Source organism: Flagellimonas lutimaris, assembly GCF_003581615.1.
In the GTDB taxonomy this organism is placed as follows: domain Bacteria; phylum Bacteroidota; class Bacteroidia; order Flavobacteriales; family Flavobacteriaceae; genus Flagellimonas; species Flagellimonas lutimaris.
Genome location: NZ_QXFH01000072.1, coordinates 196566 through 212406, shown reverse-complemented (window position 1 = coordinate 212406; position 15841 = coordinate 196566). Strand labels below are relative to the sequence as shown.

Below are 15841 nucleotides of genomic sequence, written 5' to 3'. Positions count from 1 at the left end.
GGTCGTTGATTTGACCGCCTTTTGTTTTTTTAGATTCAATTGTTAAAATTCAAACTAGCATCCGCTTTTCATTTTTTCCGTTGTCCATAAATGCGTATTTTTAAAAAAACCAGTCAAATGTCCAGACATTATCTTGCAATACTGCTCGCCCTGTTTGGGCATTTTTTTATGCTTCATGCCCAGCAAAAGTTTACTTTGAGCGGTACTGTCTCAGAGGCAACCAGTAATGAATCTCTAATTGGTGTTACCATTGCCATATCGGAGCTTAAAACGGGGACCACTACAAACGAATATGGATTTTATTCCATCACACTGCCCGAAGGTCAATATCAAGTGGTTGTGACCTATTTAGGTTTTCAAGAAGTAGTAAGAACAATCAACCTGAACAAAAATCTTAAGCAAGATTTTAATCTTATTGAGCAGGCAGAAGAGCTCCAAGAAGTGGTTGTAACAGAAGATGTAGAACGTTTGGATATTCGAAAACCCCAAATGAGTGTGACCTCTCTAGCCGCAAAAACCATCAAACAAATTCCTGTGGTACTCGGGGAAGCGGATGTTATAAAATCTCTTATTCTGTTACCTGGAGTTACCAGTGCAGGAGAGGCATCCTCTGGATTCAATGTGAGGGGCGGAGCAGCAGACCAGAATCTAATTCTTTTGGATGAGGCCACTGTATTTAACTCCTCTCACCTATTCGGTTTCTTTTCGGTTTTTAATCCCGATGCCATAAAAGATGTCAAACTATTTAAAGGCGGTATTCCTGCGAGATATGGTGGAAGAGTTTCCTCTGTACTTGAAATCTTTCAAAAAGAGGGTAACAGCAAAGACGTAAAGGTAAGTGGAGGTATTGGAGCCGTTGCCAGCAGGTTACTTGTTGAAGGACCAATCCAGAAAGATAGAACCGCATTCTTAATAGGTGGAAGAGCCTCCTATGCTCATTTGTTTTTACCACTGTTCGATGTGAACAATAAAGCCTACTTCTATGATTTAAACACCAAAATCAACCATAAAATCAACGAAAACAATAGTATCTTTCTATCTGGCTATTTTGGAAGAGACCTCTTTAATGTTAGCGATAGGTTTGTGAATGTTTATGGCAATGCGGTAGGAAATTTTAGATGGAACCATCTTTTTTCGGACAAACTTTTTTCCAACCTTTCCCTTATCTATTCGGATTACTACTACGGTTTAGAACTCGATTTTGTAGGATTTGAGTGGAATTCGGGAATACAGAACTTTAACCTTAAATACGATTTAAAACATTACCTAAACGATAAGTTTCAGTTGAATTACGGGATAAACAGCATCTATTATGTGTTCAATCCCGGTAAAATAGTTCCCAACAGTTCCGATTCTGGCATTGTAGAGGAACAACTCACCAAAAAATATGCTAACGAAAATGCCGCTTATGTTGACGTTGAACACCAGATATCCGAAAACCTAAGTATTGAATACGGTCTAAGAGTGAGTCAATTTAATCGTTTCGGGCAAGATGAACTCTATGTTTACGAAAACAATAACCCAGTTGAATTTGACCCGTTCACCTTGGTCTATCGCGAAGCGGAACCCATAGATTCCATAAGCTCTAGTAGAAGTGAAACCCTCAAATCCTTCGTTAATTTAGAACCTAGGATTTCCGTGTCATACAATTTTAAAGAGAATAATTCCATCAAAGCAAGTTACACCCGATTAGCGCAATACCTACACTTGCTATCCAACACCAGCTCCCCTACTCCCTTGGACGTATGGACACCTAGCGGACCTTTTGTAGAACCTCAATTATTAGATCAGTTTGCCATAGGATATTTTAGAAACATAAAAGATGGGGCATATAGCTTAGAAACCGAAGCCTTTTACAAAGACATTCAAAATAGAATAGATTATATCGACGGCGCCAACCTCATTGCCAATAATGCCATTGAAAGGGTCATATTAAATGGTCAAGCAAGGGCCTATGGATTGGAATTTTTGATTAGAAAAAATACGGGTCGCTTTAAAGGTTGGCTGGCGTACACGCTATCAAGATCGGAACAAAGAACACCTGGAAGGGATCTAAATATTGATTCCGGGCGATCAAACCTAGAAACAGGTATAAATCTAGGGGATTGGTACAGCACGCCTTACGATAAAACTCACGACCTTTCTTTATATGGTAGTTTTGATCTTAATGATAAATGGAATTTCAATGCAAATTTCATTTATCAAACGGGGCAACCTACCAATTACCCTGTTGGACAGTTTGAATTCGAAGGTGTCAACGTCCCTTATTACGGATTACGAAACAAGGAACGGTTGCCAGATTACCATCGGTTGGATATCTCTGCTATATTGACTCCCAAAAGAAATCGTCGCAAAAAAATACAATCAGAATGGGTATTTAGTATTTACAACCTTTATAGCCGTAAAAATGCGGCATCTATTAATTTTAGGGAAAATGAGGACACGGGAAGAAACGAAGCGATTCGCACCTCCATATTTGGAATAATCCCATCCGTAACCTACAACTTTAAGTTTTAGTGGCATGAAAAAACTACTGATTTACATATTGACTTTTACCGTAATTACTTCTTGTGAAGATGTAGTTGACGTGAATCTACCCGAAGTAGAAACTAGATTGGTTGTGGACGGGCTCTTACGGGTGGATAAAAGCGAGGAGTTTGTGGGTGTTAGGATTACCATGCGAGAAACAAGCGTATTTTTTGATGAAAACCAACCCACTCAAGTCGAAAATGCCGTGATTAATTATGGTGTACTTAATGATAGTGGATTATTTGAAAGTCTGTCCTTCTCACATCTTGTCGAGGAAGCACCGGGAACTGGAGTTTATGTCCCTGATCCAAATTTTTCTTCGGACCAACGAATACGTACTTCTGCAGTAGAACCTGGTGTCGTTTTTGTTTTACAGGCTACCCATAAAGAAAAACGATACTTTGCCCAAACCGAATATGCGCCAACAGTTCCTTTAGATAATTTGGAACAAGGAGACGGTACCCTTTTTGATGAAGAGGAAACAGAAATTATCGTAACATTTACAGATGATGGAGAGCAAGACAATTTTTACGTGTTTGATTTTATGAACAGTGAGTTTCAAACCGTAGAAGATGAATTTTTTCAAGGACAACAATTTGAGTTTTCCTATTTCTATGATGACAAATTGGAGATTGGGCAAGATGTCACTGTAAGTATCTTGGGAGCTGATGAGGATTTCTATAATTATATGGATTTGGTATTGGAACAAACTCAAAACAACGGTGGGGTTTTCCAAACACCAGTTGCAACTGTCCGTGGCAATGTTTTTGATGTTACAGATCTTGATAATATTACTGTTTTAGATAATGTCGAGAGCCCCAACGATTATGCACTAGGGTATTTTGCCGTAGTTCAGGAGTTTTCTAGAACTTTAACCATTACTGATTAGTTTTTCTTTGAGAAAAAACAACTTGTAAAAAAAATCAGTACAGTTCTCTGAATCAATCCATACGGTATTGTAGTCAACTTAATTGACACAACATTTATCATGGAATGGATAAATATAATTTTCTCAGGGAAGGCCGTATATTCTAACTAGAACAATGAAGAAGGGAATTACCATATTATTCGGGACTTTACTATTTTTTTCCTGTGAGGATGTATTCGATATTGATTTACCAGAGGCGGAAACAAGACTAGTTGTGGACGGACTCGTACGCGTTGACAAAAGCCAGGAACTGGTGGACGTAAAAATTAAACTAAAAGAATCCAGTAACTTTTTTGAAGAAAACCAACCGACACAAGCCGAAAGTGTATTGATTTACTACGGAAGACCAACGGGCGGTGGTCTTTTTGAAGACCTATCCTTTTCATACCTTGTTGAAAAGGATGCTGGTACCGGAGTATATGTCCCAAATCTAGAACAGGATAATATATACACTGCTAATGTAGAACCAGGGGTTGTCTTTATCTTGCAAATAACCCAAAAAGAGAACAGGTACTATGCCCAAACCGAATATGTCCCTGCTGTTCCCATAGATAATTTGGAACAAGGTGATGATACACTTTTTGATGATGAAGAAACTGAGATTATTGTCACCTTTACCGATAATCCAGATCAAGATAATTTCTACGTATTTGATTTTATGAACAGTGAATTTCAAACAGTGGAGGATGAATTCTTCCAAGGTCAACAATTTGAATTCTCCTATTTCTATGATCAAAAGTTAAGTGCGGGCCAAGATGTGACAGTGAGTATTTTGGGAGCGACCGAGGAATTCTACAATTACATGGATTTGGTTCTAGAACAGACGGAAAACAACAATGGAGTCTTCCAAACTCCAGTCGCCACAGTGCGAGGTAATGTTTTTGACATCACGGGTTTGGACAACATCGACATATTTGACAATGTAGAACGCCCCAATGATTACGCTTTAGGCTATTTTGCCATGGTTCAAGAATACAGCCGGACCATTACTATTGAATAGTTAATTACTAGACAATTGCATAGAGTAATAAAACCATCAAGATTCCTACCGTTCCTTGTATCAAGGTACCCAAAGTGTGCCCCCTCAAGGCAGTTTTAACATTCATGTTCGAAAATTGAGAAACCACCCAAAAGTAACTATCATTAATATGGGAAACTGTCATGGCCCCAGCTCCAATAGCAAGAACTGCCAATGCTTTATCGGTTATGGAAATCAAACCAAAAGTTTCTAATAACGGTGCAATAATAGCCGAAGTGGTAATAATAGCTACTGTTGAAGAACCTTGAGCCGTTTTAAGCACTGTCGAAATTACAAAAGCAATCAAAAGTCCTCCAATACCTGTACTGGATTCCAAGTTGATGATGGAAGCAATATCCATGGTCCTTAAAATAGCCCCGAATGCTCCCCCAGCACCGGTAATCAAAACAATAGAGCCAGCCTGTCTAAATGCTTCAGGTACCCATCCTTCTTTTTCTTTAGCAGGAACCTTTCTACCCAAGGCAAAAGCAAAGAAAACACCGATCAAAAGTGCAATTACAGGGCTTCCCAAAAAATCCAATATGCTGAACAACCAACCTTCTCCAAACGGATGTGTGGGGTAATTAACAACAGAATTTATTGCTATCAGTACAATGGGCACAAGCAACGGCAAAAAAGCCTGGTAAGGTTTTACCGTGGATTTAACCACTTCTTTTTCTTCCCGTACATCAGCTGTTTCATCCTCTTTAAGGGATTTGCCAATAAACCGTGCCCAAAAATAACCCGAAATAGAAACGGGAATAGCAACCAAAAGTCCCAAAATCAATACCAATCCTAGATCAGCGTCCAAAATAGCCGCGGCGGCCAAAGGTCCAGGAGTCGGTGGTACAAATACATGGGCCGAATACAACCCTGTGGCCAATGCAATGGCAAAAACCAATGTCGGGATACCTGTTTTTTTACTAATGGCCTTGTTTAGTGATGAAAGTATAATGTATCCCGAGTCACAATAAACCGGAATGGAAATTACAAATCCAGCTAAATTCATTGCTAGTGGAGAGCGTTTTAGGCCAATTACTTTTAAAATACTATTGGCCAATACCTGGGTGCTTCCCGTCTTTTCGAGATAAATACCGATAACGGTTCCGAAAGCAATTACCAATCCAATACCGGATAATGTTTTTCCAAAGCCTTCAGCCATGGTGGACATAATATCCTGAGGCGTTATTCCCAATAAAAATCCAGAAGCTACAGCGGCAATTGTTAGTGAGAAAATGGGATGCATCTTAAATTTTACAGTAGCAATAATAATGAAGAGGACGACGACCCCAAGAACTAGTATTTCCATGGTTAATTTTTAGTGCAATATCCCCTAAATATAAGCTAATATTCCTACTTTGGTCTTATGAGGCGAACTAACAAGGAACTTCTGGCAAAAGGAATAAAATCTTTTGGATTTACCGTGCTTGCCATGTTTATGGGACCATTTTTGATCTACGAAGCCTTCAAAAATGAGGGACACCCCTTTTACTGGCCCGTATTGATTTTAGGTATTATCAGTGCTATTTTAGCCGTCTATTTAGGGTTTAGATCGGTAAGTATTGTAATGGAAGCTGTTTTTGGAAAGAAAAATAAAGATTAATCTTTAGGCTGAGAAGGATTGCTTTTCCATTTGTTGGAAAGTTGGGCGTAATCATAATCCAAGACCGATTTTTGTCGCTCCAACCTACTGGCAGCAAAAGCACGTTGCAAAATATCCTCAATCAAGTAATCTTCATGTACTTCTTCAGGAAGAAACTCTTCCTTTAAACTTATTTTAAACAAACTTGCGGTAGTGTTGTACCAAAACGCACGCCATCCACTGCGCAGGTTCTTTACTAAATAAAATGCCGTAGTACCAGTTTGTCGGTGTATCAATTTGACCAAAATCTGTCCCTCGGTACGGGTGAGTTTTTTCAATTCTTCGGAGAATTCACCTTCAATATATTTTTGCACCTTTCTGGTATAGCGCCTTTGGTGCCTTCGCTTTTTAATATGTTGAAGACTATCATTCAGTTCCACCAATCGTTCTGCAGCTAACTTGGCATAAGGGTAAACCTTCAAGGTTTTTCGTCGGAGAATGTAATAACGTAATTTATCGTTACGGTTCGCGAACTCCAATTTCCCAAAAAGAAATACTTCGTCCAGTTCAATGGAACTCATCAAAATGGAGTCCCCTTCAAACCGAACATAATAATCCTCAATGGAACTGTTGCCAATAGAGTCCCTATGGTGGCTTACAATGGAATCATTTTTTGGTTCCTGAGCAGACCCTAAGGCGTTAATTGCCAGTAAAACAACAAGAAAACAGTTACGTAGCATAACATTTCTTTCTCAATAGTCTTGCCAAAAGTAAGCATAAAGGTATGATTTGGTTATTAAATAAAAGTGAATATTCTTATGTTTGTGTACTAAATTAAATTCATGTCAAAAGAGAAAATCATCAACAAAAAATCCCTTGAATTTCTAGAGAAATACTTGAACAACCCATCTCCGACAGGTTACGAGTGGGAAGGGCAAAAAATTTGGATGGACTATGTGAAACCTCATGTAGACGAATTTATTACGGACACCTATGGTACTGCCGTAGGGGTTGTCAATCCAAAAGCAAAATACAAGGTTGTTATCGAAGGGCATTCCGATGAAATTTCTTGGTACGTTAATTATATCACGGATGAAGGTTTGCTTTACGTTATCCGAAACGGAGGAAGCGATCACCAAATTGCACCATCAAAATGGGTGAACATCCATACCAAAAAAGGTATTGTAAAAGGTGTATTTGGATGGCCTGCTATCCACACTAGGGACAAAGCCAAGGAAGAACCACCAAAATTGGACAACATCTTTATCGACATAGGTGCCAAGGACAAGAAGGAAGTGGAAAAAATGGGCGTGCACGTAGGTTGCGTGATCACTTACCCTGACCAATTCCAAATTTTGAATAAAGACAAGTTTGTCTGTAGAGCTTTGGATAACCGTATGGGTGGTTTTATGATTGCCGAAGTAGCTCGTTTGCTCAAAGAGAACAAGAAAGAACTTCCTTTTGGATTGTATCTCACCAATTCGGTCCAAGAAGAGATTGGACTACGCGGTGCTGAAATGATTACTCAGACTATTAAACCCAATGTTGCGATTGTAACGGATGTTTGTCACGATACTACTACCCCAATGATCAATAAAAAGACAGAGGGAGAAACCAAAATCGGTGACGGTCCTGTGATTTCTTACGCACCAGCGGTACAAAACAAATTACGTGAGCGTATTTTGGAAACCGCAGAATCCAAAAAGATTCCGTTCCAGCGTAATGCATCTTCTCGATACACAGGTACGGATACCGATGCTTTCGCTTACAGTAATGGTGGAGTTGCATCTGCTTTGATTTCGTTGCCTTTGCGTTATATGCACACAACGGTAGAAACAGTTCACAAAGATGATGTGGAAAACGTTATCCGTTTGATTTACGAAACATTGTTGAACATAAAAGAGGGAGAAACTTTCAGTTATTTTGATTAACTGAGTTAGATTCCTCCTTTTCAGATATTAAAATTATGTCATCCTGAAACATCTTCGGGGTGACTTTTTTTTATCTTTATGTAATATGGATGAGCAAGTTGACATATTGGATAAGAATGGCGAACCTACAGGGGAATCCTGTTTAAAATCGGAAGCGCACCGCAAAGGTTTGCTGCATCCAACCGTTCATATTTGGTTCTATACCCCAGAGGGTCGAGTATTGATTCAGCAGCGTGGCAAAAACAAAGCTACTCACCCCCTACTTTGGGATGTTTCGGTTGCTGGACATGTTGCTGCAGGGGAAAAAATAGTTACTGCTGCCAGTAGAGAAGTTGAAGAAGAAATTGGCCTTACCATATCGGAAATCGATTTGGAATCTTTAGGGACTTTTAAAGCTGTTCATAAAATTTCGGAAGATTTTATAGACGCGGAGCTGCATCACATTTATCTGTGTCAACTAAGTGTACCCTTGAATCAACTTACCATACAAGAAAGTGAAGTTGAAGATTTAGCCTTGGTGCCCCTTTTCAAATTTGCTGAAGAAACATGGGGCTTGGCTAGCATGGGCAAATATGTACCGCATGGACCTACGTATTACAAAACCATCATTAAAGCGATTAAAAGTCGGACTTAACTTTTTCCGCAAATTCTTCAAGTGAATCCAATGGGTAATCCTTTTGGTCGCCCGTTTTCATATTCTTGGCCACAAACTTATCATTGGTCAACTCTTGTTCTCCCAAAAGAATCACATAAGGCACTCCCCTTTTATCAGCATATTTGAACTGCTTTTGTACTTTGGTGTCTGTAGGGTATAAATCGGCTCTGAGGCCATGTTTACGTAACCCAAAAACCAATTTTAAGGCCGCCATTCCCTCTTTCTTTCCAAAATTGAGGCAAAGTACGTCCAACGAAGAATCCAAGCTATCAGGAAAAAGGTTCAATTCTTCCAAAACCAAGTAGATACGGTCCAACCCGAAAGAAATACCCACTCCGCTCACATCTTTGAGTCCAAAAATACCGGTAAGGTCATCATAACGGCCTCCACCACCAATGGAACCCATTTTCACGCCTTCTGGTGCGGCTACTTCAAAAATAGCACCTGTATAATAGTTGAGGCCACGGGCAAGGGTTACATCCAACTGCAAGCTTGCCGATTGCAAACCAACCATATCCACGGTTGAAATAATCTCTTCCAATTCTGAAATACCCAACATTCCAACTTCGGAATCTGCGAGGATGGTTTTCAGTTTTTCCAATTGTTCCGAAGCGGTCCCCCTCATATCAAATAAAGGTTGTGCTTTGGCGATGGCGTCCTCAGAGATGCCTTTTTCCATCATTTCGGTTTTCACCTTCTCCTCGCCTATCTTGTCCAACTTATCTAAGGCCACGGTAAAATCTACTAACAAATCCTTAGCACCGATGACTTCGGCAATTCCAGAAAGTATTTTACGATTGTTGATTTTGATGATTGCTCCTTTCAGTCCCAAATCGGTAAAAACAGCATCGTACAACTGTACAAATTCTACTTCTTGAAGCAGCGAATTGGCACCGACTACATCGGCATCACATTGGTAAAACTCACGGAAACGTCCTTTTTGTGGACGGTCGGCACGCCACACAGGCTGAATTTGATATCGTTTGAATGGGAAATCAATCTCGTTCTGGTGCATTACCACATATCTCGCAAAAGGTACGGTAAGATCGTAGCGAAGGGCTTTTTCTGAAATCTTTGGCGTCAAAGAAGCTGAATCCTTGGAACTATAGGTTACATCGTCCACTTTGGAAATAAAATCACCCGAATTCAAAATTTTGAAAATCAAACGGTCCCCCTCATCACCATATTTTCCCATCAAAGTTTCTGAATTTTCGAAAGATGGGGTTTCTATCGGCTGAAAACCATAGGTTTCGAAATGCTTTTTTATGGTTTGGATGATATAGTTGCGCTTGGCCACCTCTGCAGGTGAAAAATCACGGGTTCCTTTAGGTATGGATGGTTTCTTTGCCATGTAGTGTTAAATTCTCGTGCAAATATACGTTTTTGGTCAGTGTTTATTTGATGAAAGAAAAAGGGTAAAGGGTATAGGGATTCTTCAATCGCTTCGCTCCTTCAGAATGACAGATGGTCTTATGTCTTGGTTCCTAATTTTTCTATCTCGAATCAGTGTTCCACAATCTGCTCAAACCATCGATATAGTTCCCCTTTGGTGATTACGCCGCCTTGCTTGATGATTTCAAACTTATCTACGTTCTTATCCTCACCATAAGCCTTGGAGGCGGTAAGATATTCCACGAAATCGGATTGAAAATTACGTTTAAACCAACCAAAACCGACCTCAGTCCTTAAGTCTATTTCCGGATTCATAATCTTAACGGAAAGGAGCTTCATCTCTTTATCCGTCAGATGAAACAAATGCATGTGGCGTTCGGAGATGTTCTCCAAATACTCCACTTTGTTCAATACGCCTTCCCATATCAAATCACTAAATACATCTATCTCTTCCTCAGCAACTTCGGGCTTCTCTTTTTTTAAAGTATCCCACTCCTCAGCCGTGATGGATTGGGTTGCCAAAAAGTTGATAAATTCCGGGTGGAGCTCTTCCAATTGCTCCTTGGTCAATCGTCTGTACTTCATGCTGCAAAAATATAAAAGGCTTTGGAGAACAACTATACTTTGGAGTCAATAAAAGTCTCAAAACCCAGAATTTATCCCTGTTTATTTAAGCTTAGATTAACACACAGAGTCCCTACGTTTTTTTGGCAAGCCTTTTTATTTATTGTAGTTTCGGAAACTAACATTATTAATAAAACACGTACAGAATGAGATTTTTAAGATCATTTAAAACTTTAGTGGTTTGCATTGCGGCCATTGGTGCTAGTTCTCTCTCGCAAGTTAACGCACAAGAGCAAGTAGAGGTCACCGATGCAGAACTAAATAAAATTGCCTCCGCGTTCCAAGGCATACAAAAAGTAAACATGGAAGCACAGCAACAAGTTATAAAAAAAGTTGAGGAAAGTGGCTTTGACGCCAATAGGTTCAACGAATTATATCAAGCCTCCGCATCTCCGGAAAAAACTGCTAACGCCAGCGACGAGGAAAAAGAACGCTTCGGAAAAGTAATGAACGAAATTCAACAAATGCAAGCTGGTTTTACTGAAAAAATTGAAGAGATTATCAGTAACGAAGGTATGAGCATAGAACGTTACCAAACTATAGCGATGGCTTTGCAAAGCGATACAGAGCTTCAAGGTCGTTTAAGGACTATGCTGGCAGAACAGCCACAATAGAAAAATCAATTTTATATTGAAAACAAAAAAGCCCGTGCAAATTGCTCGGGCTTTTTTATATTATATAGTTTGAAGTTTATTTTGCTTCTGCAACTACTTCAAATGGGAATTCAACAATAACTTCCCTGTGTAATCTGATTACTGCTTCGTAAGGACCAACTCTTTTGATAGCTCCACCTTTAATGTTGATGAATTTTCTATCGATTTGGTGACCTTCTTTGTCCAAAGCACTAGCAAGGTCGATATTGGTAACGGATCCAAACAATTTGTCACCTGCACCAACTTTAGCGGCAATGCGGATTTCCAACTGCTTTAACGCATCGGCAATCTTAGTAGCCTCATCAATAACCTTTTTCTCCTTGTGAGCTCTTTGCTTAAGGTTCTCCGCCAAAACTTTTTTGGCAGAAGGAGTAGCCAAATCGGCCAAACCTTGTGGGATAAGGAAGTTTCTGCCGTAACCGTTTTTTACGGAAACGATATCATCCTTAAATCCCAAATCCTGTACATCTTCTTTTAGAATAAGTTCCATTCTCTGGTGTTTTTTATTTCAACATATCGCCTACATACGGCATTAACGCTAGGTGACGGGCACGTTTTACGGCCTGCGCCACTTTTCTTTGGTATTTCAAGGAAGTACCTGTAAGTCTTCTTGGAAGCAATTTACCTTGCTCGTTCACCAACTTCATCAAAAAATCCGGGTCTTTGTAATCAATGTACTTGATTCCAGATTTTTTGAACCTACAATACTTCTTTTGCTTGCTGGTCTCAATATTAAGCGGGGTCAAATATCTGATTTCCCCGTCTTTTTTCGATTTTGCTTGTTGTTCAATAGATGCCATGCCCTTATGCCTTTGCTTTTAGTTTATCTCTTCTTTTTTCCGCCCAAGCAATTGCATGCTTGTCCAATTTAACGGTCAAAAAACGCATAATGCGCTCATCTCTTCTAAATTCCAACTCGTACGGGCCAATGGCCTCACCTGGAGCCTGGAATTCGAACAAGTGGTAAAATCCACTTTTCTTGTGCTGAATGGGATAGGCCAATTTTTTGAGTCCCCAATCTTCTTTGGAGACCATTTTGGCACCATTCTTAATCAAGAAATCTTCAAATTTCTTGACTGTTTCCTCTATCTGTGTTTCAGACAGAACGGGATTCAAAATGAAAACAGTTTCGTAATGGTTCATTATAATATATTTTTAAAGGAGCGCAAAATTAACAATATTTCTTAGACCCTGCAAGAAAACTAAAAAAACTTCGTTTAAGTACAAGAGTTATCAACAACGCCGAACCCAATAAACCTAAATAACACATATGGCAATTTACACAACAAAATAGACCATGTTTACATCTTTTGTTGCTCCCAAACGTCTTTTTTATGTAATTTGCCGATGATTTAAAACCCTACAAATCACCCCATTCTATGAAATTAAAAAGTATAATTGTAGACGATTCTTCGATGCAGCGCATGGCCGTTGCAAAGTTGGTCAACAATCATCCGCACTTAGCTTTGGTTGCTGAGTACAGCAATGCGATTGAAGCCAAAAATGGCCTGAAAAACCACGAAATCGACCTTATCTTTTTAGATGTCGAAATGCCGATTATAAGTGGTTTTGACCTTTTAGAGGCCCTAGAGAACCCACCACAGGTTATTTTGATTACGGGAAAACCTGATTATGCACTTAAAGCATTTGACTACGACGTAACCGATTACCTTCATAAACCCATCACTTTGGCACGTTTTGAAGCTTCTGTAAAAAGAGCTGTTGCTAAATACGAGCAAATGAACAGGGTTGATGAAGATGAAGAACACATCTTTGTAAAGAGTAACCTTAAAAAGCGTAAGGTTATCCTAAACGACATTAAATGGATAGAGGCATTGGGAGATTACATTAAATTGGTGACAGATGAAGCCAATATTGTAATTCTTTCCACCATGAAATCTTTCGAAAAGCAATTGCCCGCCGAAAAATTTCTACGTATCCATAAATCTTATATTGTGAATCTGGAGAAGATTGAAAAATTCAACAGTAAAAATGTTGAAGTAGGGGGAAGACAGATTCCATTAAGTAGAAACAAAAAGACAGAACTAGCGGAAGCGCTGGCCAATGTATAGTTATATGTGGTCCACATTGTAGACCAGTCGTACACTTTTATACTTGGAAATAGCATTAAAAGATTTTTCAATTCTTTTAATGCTATTTTTTGTTTGTGCCAAGGCTTGTTTCCTTGGGATCTTAATCATTATATTTTTTAGATAGTCCCTTCGAATTCTTGCCACTGGCGGGTATTCAGGACCAAGAATTTGCGCGGCCAACACATTTCGCAATGAACTTGCCAACCATTCCGAAGCTTCGTTCAATTTATTGAAATCCTTATCCTTTAAGGTTATTTTGATAAGCCTCACCAAAGGTGGGTATTTAAACTGTTCCCTTTCATAGAACTGCTCCTCGAACATTTTATCGTAATTATTCGTAGTGACTTGCTGTAAAATTTGATGGTACGGATTATACGTCTGAATGAGTACCTTGCCTCTTTTTTGGGTACGCCCTGCCCTACCCGCAACTTGGGTCAACATTTGAAAACTACGTTCATGGGCACGGAAATCGGGAAAATTAAGCATGGAATCGGCATTCATGATACCCACCAAGCTCACGTTTCTAAAATCGAGCCCCTTGGTCACCATTTGGGTTCCCACTAAAATATCCATCTCCTGATTTTCAAACGATGATATGATTTTCTCGTACGCATATTTTCCTCGCGTAGTATCCAAATCCATCCGACCAACAGAAACATCTGGAAACAATTGCTCCAACTCTTGCTGAATCTGTTCCGTTCCAAAACCTTTATTATCCAAAGTATGACTGCCACAGGCCAAACAAGCCTGTTGCAACGCCATATGATAACCACAATAATGGCAACGCAATTGATTTCTATGCTGATGATAGGTCAAACTCACATCGCAATTGGGGCATTGGGCCACGTGCCCGCAGGTAGTGCACTCCACTACAGGAGCAAAACCCCTTCTATTTTGAAACAGAATTATCTGTTCTCCTTCCTCCAGCGCTTCGGTAATGGCCTTAATAAGTATTTCCGAAAAATGCCCTTTCATCCGGCGTTTACGGGTAGCCTCTTTTATGTCCACTAAATTAATTTCTGGCATCAACACATCACCAAACCGGTTTACAATAGCCGCGTAGCCATACTTTTTTGTTCTGGCGTTATACATACTTTCAATGCTTGGGGTAGCAGACCCCAAAACTATCTTTGCTTTGTGAAGCGCTGCCAAGACCACCGCAGCATCCCTGGCATGATACCTGGGAGCTGGGTCGAATTGTTTAAAGGAGCTTTCGTGCTCCTCATCCACCACCACCAACCCCAAATTAGTGAATGGGAGAAATAGAGCGGAACGGGCACCAATCACAATTTTTGCTTTTTCTGTATTCTTCAGCACATTGTTCCAAACCTCTACGCGCTCATGGATGCTGTATTTTGAATGGTACACGGAAACTTGATGCCCAAAATAACGTCGCAAGCGATTGATCAATTGGGAGGTTAGGGCAATTTCCGGGAGCAGATATAACGCTTGTTTGCCTTCATCAAGACATCTTTGAATCAATTTTACATAAACTTCCGTTTTCCCAGAAGAAGTAACCCCATGCAGCAGCACAGGTTTTCCCTCATCAAAACCATGATTGATATCCTCCAATGCTTTTTCCTGATATTCATTCAGGGTAATGTGTTTAGATTCATCCGAGCGCTCATCAAACTGCACTCTATCTTTCCGAATATGATATTCCTCCAGAATATTTTTGTCGATGAGTGCCTTGATCACTGCTCGGGAACTACCACTCTCCTTTTCCAATTCTGCAATGGGTATAGGTTTAGTGCTTTTGGCTTTCAACTGAAATAAGGACAGCACTACTTGACTTTGCTTGGGCGCTCGTGTAAGCTCATTCAACAATTCTGCCAGCTGTTCTTCATCTTCATATTGCTCGGAGAGTTTTACATAGCGGACCAATTTAGGCTTGTATTGCTCGTATAATTCTTCTTTTTGAAGCACCACGCCTTTGTGAACCAAGGTGTTTATCAACTTCAACACATTTTTTTTGTCCACAATATCACTGACCTCCGATATTTTTAATGCGGTTTGATGTTGAAGTGCCTCAAAAACCAAAAACTCATCATCGGTGAGTTCTTTTTCATCCACCTCAGCATTTTTATTGGGTAAAATGAGTGTTTCGCTTTCTAGCATAAATGCGCTGGGTAACGCACTTCTGATAACCTCCCCCAAGGTACACATGTAATATTTGGCTACCCACGCCCAATGTTTTAATTGCACCTGAGTCACTACAGGGTGTTCGTCCAGAATTTGATAAATTTCTTTGGGTTCGTAGGCTTCAGGTGCATTTTGATGGATACGGTAGGCCAATGCCGTATATATCTTGGATTTGCCAAAAGGCACGGCTACGCGCATACCTTCCTTAATAAAATCAGCCTCTGCTTCCGAGATTTTATAGGTGAAGAGTTTTTCCAAAGGAATGGGAAGAACAACATCCAAAAAATAATCCAT

General features: G+C 39.8%; 16 protein-coding genes. 8 read left to right on the top strand and 8 right to left on the bottom strand.

The features are described from left to right. Nucleotides 1-117: 117 nt before the first annotated feature. The 3 genes from D2V08_RS10775 to D2V08_RS10765 all read left to right on the top strand — a co-directional run bounded on the left by D2V08_RS10775 (nucleotide 118) and on the right by D2V08_RS10765 (nucleotide 4457). Entirely contained in the window at nucleotides 118-2517 is a 2400-nt protein-coding gene (locus D2V08_RS10775; protein ID WP_119608379.1) for a TonB-dependent receptor, read from the top strand. Between the two features lie 4 nt (nucleotides 2518-2521). Beyond that, entirely contained in the window at nucleotides 2522-3418 is an 897-nt protein-coding gene (locus D2V08_RS10770) for a DUF4249 family protein (RefSeq protein WP_119608167.1), read from the top strand. A gap of 154 nt (nucleotides 3419-3572) precedes the next feature. Beyond that, on the top strand, nucleotides 3573-4457 hold the full coding sequence (locus D2V08_RS10765; RefSeq protein ID WP_119608166.1) for a DUF4249 family protein: 885 nt from the start codon (nucleotides 3573-3575) through the stop codon (nucleotides 4455-4457). A 7-nt stretch (nucleotides 4458-4464) separates the two neighbouring features. Here the strand turns inward: D2V08_RS10765 and D2V08_RS10760 are convergent, their stop codons facing one another. After that, nucleotides 4465-5784 carry a GntP family permease gene (locus tag D2V08_RS10760; protein ID WP_119608165.1) on the bottom strand — a complete coding sequence of 440 codons (1320 nt, stop codon included), beginning with the start codon at nucleotides 5782-5784 and terminating at the stop codon, nucleotides 4465-4467. A 57-nt stretch (nucleotides 5785-5841) separates the two neighbouring features. Here D2V08_RS10760 and D2V08_RS10755 point away from each other — a divergent pair, with 57 nt between their 5' ends. Next, a complete protein-coding gene (locus tag D2V08_RS10755) occupies nucleotides 5842-6078 on the top strand; it encodes a DUF6095 family protein (protein ID WP_119608164.1) in 237 nt (78 codons plus the stop codon). On the opposite strand, the gene D2V08_RS10750 is transcribed toward D2V08_RS10755, so the two are convergent. Next, complete coding sequence (locus tag D2V08_RS10750; RefSeq protein WP_119608163.1) at nucleotides 6075-6797, bottom strand: DUF4294 domain-containing protein; 723 nt, start codon at nucleotides 6795-6797, stop codon at nucleotides 6075-6077. The genes D2V08_RS10755 and D2V08_RS10750 overlap by 4 nt on opposite strands. 102 nt (nucleotides 6798-6899) lie before the next feature. Here D2V08_RS10750 and D2V08_RS10745 point away from each other — a divergent pair, with 102 nt between their 5' ends. Together D2V08_RS10745 and D2V08_RS10740 are read left to right on the top strand one after the other, a co-directional pair. After that, a complete protein-coding gene (locus tag D2V08_RS10745; RefSeq protein WP_119608162.1) occupies nucleotides 6900-7988 on the top strand; it encodes a M42 family metallopeptidase in 1089 nt (362 codons plus the stop codon). 85 nt (nucleotides 7989-8073) lie between these two features. Then, nucleotides 8074-8622 carry an NUDIX hydrolase gene (locus tag D2V08_RS10740; protein WP_119608161.1) on the top strand — a complete coding sequence of 183 codons (549 nt, stop codon included), beginning with the start codon at nucleotides 8074-8076 and terminating at the stop codon, nucleotides 8620-8622. On the opposite strand, the gene hisS is transcribed toward D2V08_RS10740, so the two are convergent. Further along, a complete protein-coding gene (hisS, locus tag D2V08_RS10735) occupies nucleotides 8606-9994 on the bottom strand; it encodes a histidine--tRNA ligase (protein WP_119608160.1) in 1389 nt (462 codons plus the stop codon). The two genes, D2V08_RS10740 and hisS, sit on opposite strands and share 17 nt — an antisense overlap. 152 nt (nucleotides 9995-10146) lie before the next feature. Beyond that, complete coding sequence (locus tag D2V08_RS10730; RefSeq protein WP_119608159.1) at nucleotides 10147-10620, bottom strand: DUF6495 family protein; 474 nt, start codon at nucleotides 10618-10620, stop codon at nucleotides 10147-10149. A 185-nt stretch (nucleotides 10621-10805) separates the two neighbouring features. Between D2V08_RS10730 and D2V08_RS10725 the strand changes: the two genes are divergently transcribed. Next, nucleotides 10806-11273, top strand: a complete 468-nt coding sequence (locus D2V08_RS10725) for a DUF4168 domain-containing protein (protein ID WP_119608158.1) — start codon at nucleotides 10806-10808, stop codon at nucleotides 11271-11273. A 76-nt stretch (nucleotides 11274-11349) separates the two neighbouring features. Here D2V08_RS10725 and rplI read toward each other — a convergent pair whose 3' ends face one another. From rplI to rpsF, 3 genes are read right to left on the bottom strand one after another with little or no spacing between them, the layout of a single operon-like run. Further along, nucleotides 11350-11802: a 50S ribosomal protein L9 gene (gene rplI / locus D2V08_RS10720; RefSeq protein ID WP_119608157.1), complete on the bottom strand. Its 453-nt coding sequence runs from the start codon at nucleotides 11800-11802 to the stop codon at nucleotides 11350-11352. Nucleotides 11803-11815: 13 nt separating this feature from the next. Continuing rightward, the gene (gene rpsR / locus D2V08_RS10715; RefSeq protein ID WP_014031368.1) at nucleotides 11816-12112 is read right to left on the bottom strand and encodes a 30S ribosomal protein S18; all 297 of its coding nucleotides are present in this window, start codon (nucleotides 12110-12112) and stop codon (nucleotides 11816-11818) included. 4 nt (nucleotides 12113-12116) lie between these two features. Continuing rightward, on the bottom strand, nucleotides 12117-12455 hold the full coding sequence (rpsF, locus tag D2V08_RS10710; RefSeq protein WP_119608156.1) for a 30S ribosomal protein S6: 339 nt from the start codon (nucleotides 12453-12455) through the stop codon (nucleotides 12117-12119). A gap of 236 nt (nucleotides 12456-12691) precedes the next feature. Between rpsF and D2V08_RS10705 the strand changes: the two genes are divergently transcribed. Next, a complete protein-coding gene (locus tag D2V08_RS10705; RefSeq protein WP_100818563.1) occupies nucleotides 12692-13384 on the top strand; it encodes a LytR/AlgR family response regulator transcription factor in 693 nt (230 codons plus the stop codon). Here D2V08_RS10705 and priA read toward each other — a convergent pair whose 3' ends face one another. Then, nucleotides 13385-15841, bottom strand: coding sequence for a replication restart helicase PriA (priA, locus tag D2V08_RS10700; RefSeq protein WP_119608155.1), 2457 nt, complete (start codon nucleotides 15839-15841; stop codon nucleotides 13385-13387).

Bases quoted from the DNA above. Each gene is read 5' to 3' on its own strand.
- D2V08_RS10775 (WP_119608379.1), top strand. From the start codon at position 118: ATGTCCAGACATTATCTTGCAATACTGCTCGCCCTGTTTGGGCATTTT.
- D2V08_RS10770 (WP_119608167.1), top strand. From the start codon at position 2,522: ATGAAAAAACTACTGATTTACATATTGACTTTTACCGTAATTACTTCT.
- D2V08_RS10765 (WP_119608166.1), top strand. From the start codon at position 3,573: ATGAAGAAGGGAATTACCATATTATTCGGGACTTTACTATTTTTTTCC.
- D2V08_RS10760 (WP_119608165.1), bottom strand. From the start codon at position 5,784: ATGGAAATACTAGTTCTTGGGGTCGTCGTCCTCTTCATTATTATTGCT.
- D2V08_RS10755 (WP_119608164.1), top strand. From the start codon at position 5,842: ATGAGGCGAACTAACAAGGAACTTCTGGCAAAAGGAATAAAATCTTTT.
- D2V08_RS10750 (WP_119608163.1), bottom strand. From the start codon at position 6,797: ATGCTACGTAACTGTTTTCTTGTTGTTTTACTGGCAATTAACGCCTTA.
- D2V08_RS10745 (WP_119608162.1), top strand. From the start codon at position 6,900: ATGTCAAAAGAGAAAATCATCAACAAAAAATCCCTTGAATTTCTAGAG.
- D2V08_RS10740 (WP_119608161.1), top strand. From the start codon at position 8,074: ATGGATGAGCAAGTTGACATATTGGATAAGAATGGCGAACCTACAGGG.
- hisS (WP_119608160.1), bottom strand. From the start codon at position 9,994: ATGGCAAAGAAACCATCCATACCTAAAGGAACCCGTGATTTTTCACCT.
- D2V08_RS10730 (WP_119608159.1), bottom strand. From the start codon at position 10,620: ATGAAGTACAGACGATTGACCAAGGAGCAATTGGAAGAGCTCCACCCG.
- D2V08_RS10725 (WP_119608158.1), top strand. From the start codon at position 10,806: ATGAGATTTTTAAGATCATTTAAAACTTTAGTGGTTTGCATTGCGGCC.
- rplI (WP_119608157.1), bottom strand. From the start codon at position 11,802: ATGGAACTTATTCTAAAAGAAGATGTACAGGATTTGGGATTTAAGGAT.
- rpsR (WP_014031368.1), bottom strand. From the start codon at position 12,112: ATGGCATCTATTGAACAACAAGCAAAATCGAAAAAAGACGGGGAAATC.
- rpsF (WP_119608156.1), bottom strand. From the start codon at position 12,455: ATGAACCATTACGAAACTGTTTTCATTTTGAATCCCGTTCTGTCTGAA.
- D2V08_RS10705 (WP_100818563.1), top strand. From the start codon at position 12,692: ATGAAATTAAAAAGTATAATTGTAGACGATTCTTCGATGCAGCGCATG.
- priA (WP_119608155.1), bottom strand. From the start codon at position 15,841: ATGGATTATTTTTTGGATGTTGTTCTTCCCATTCCTTTGGAAAAACTC.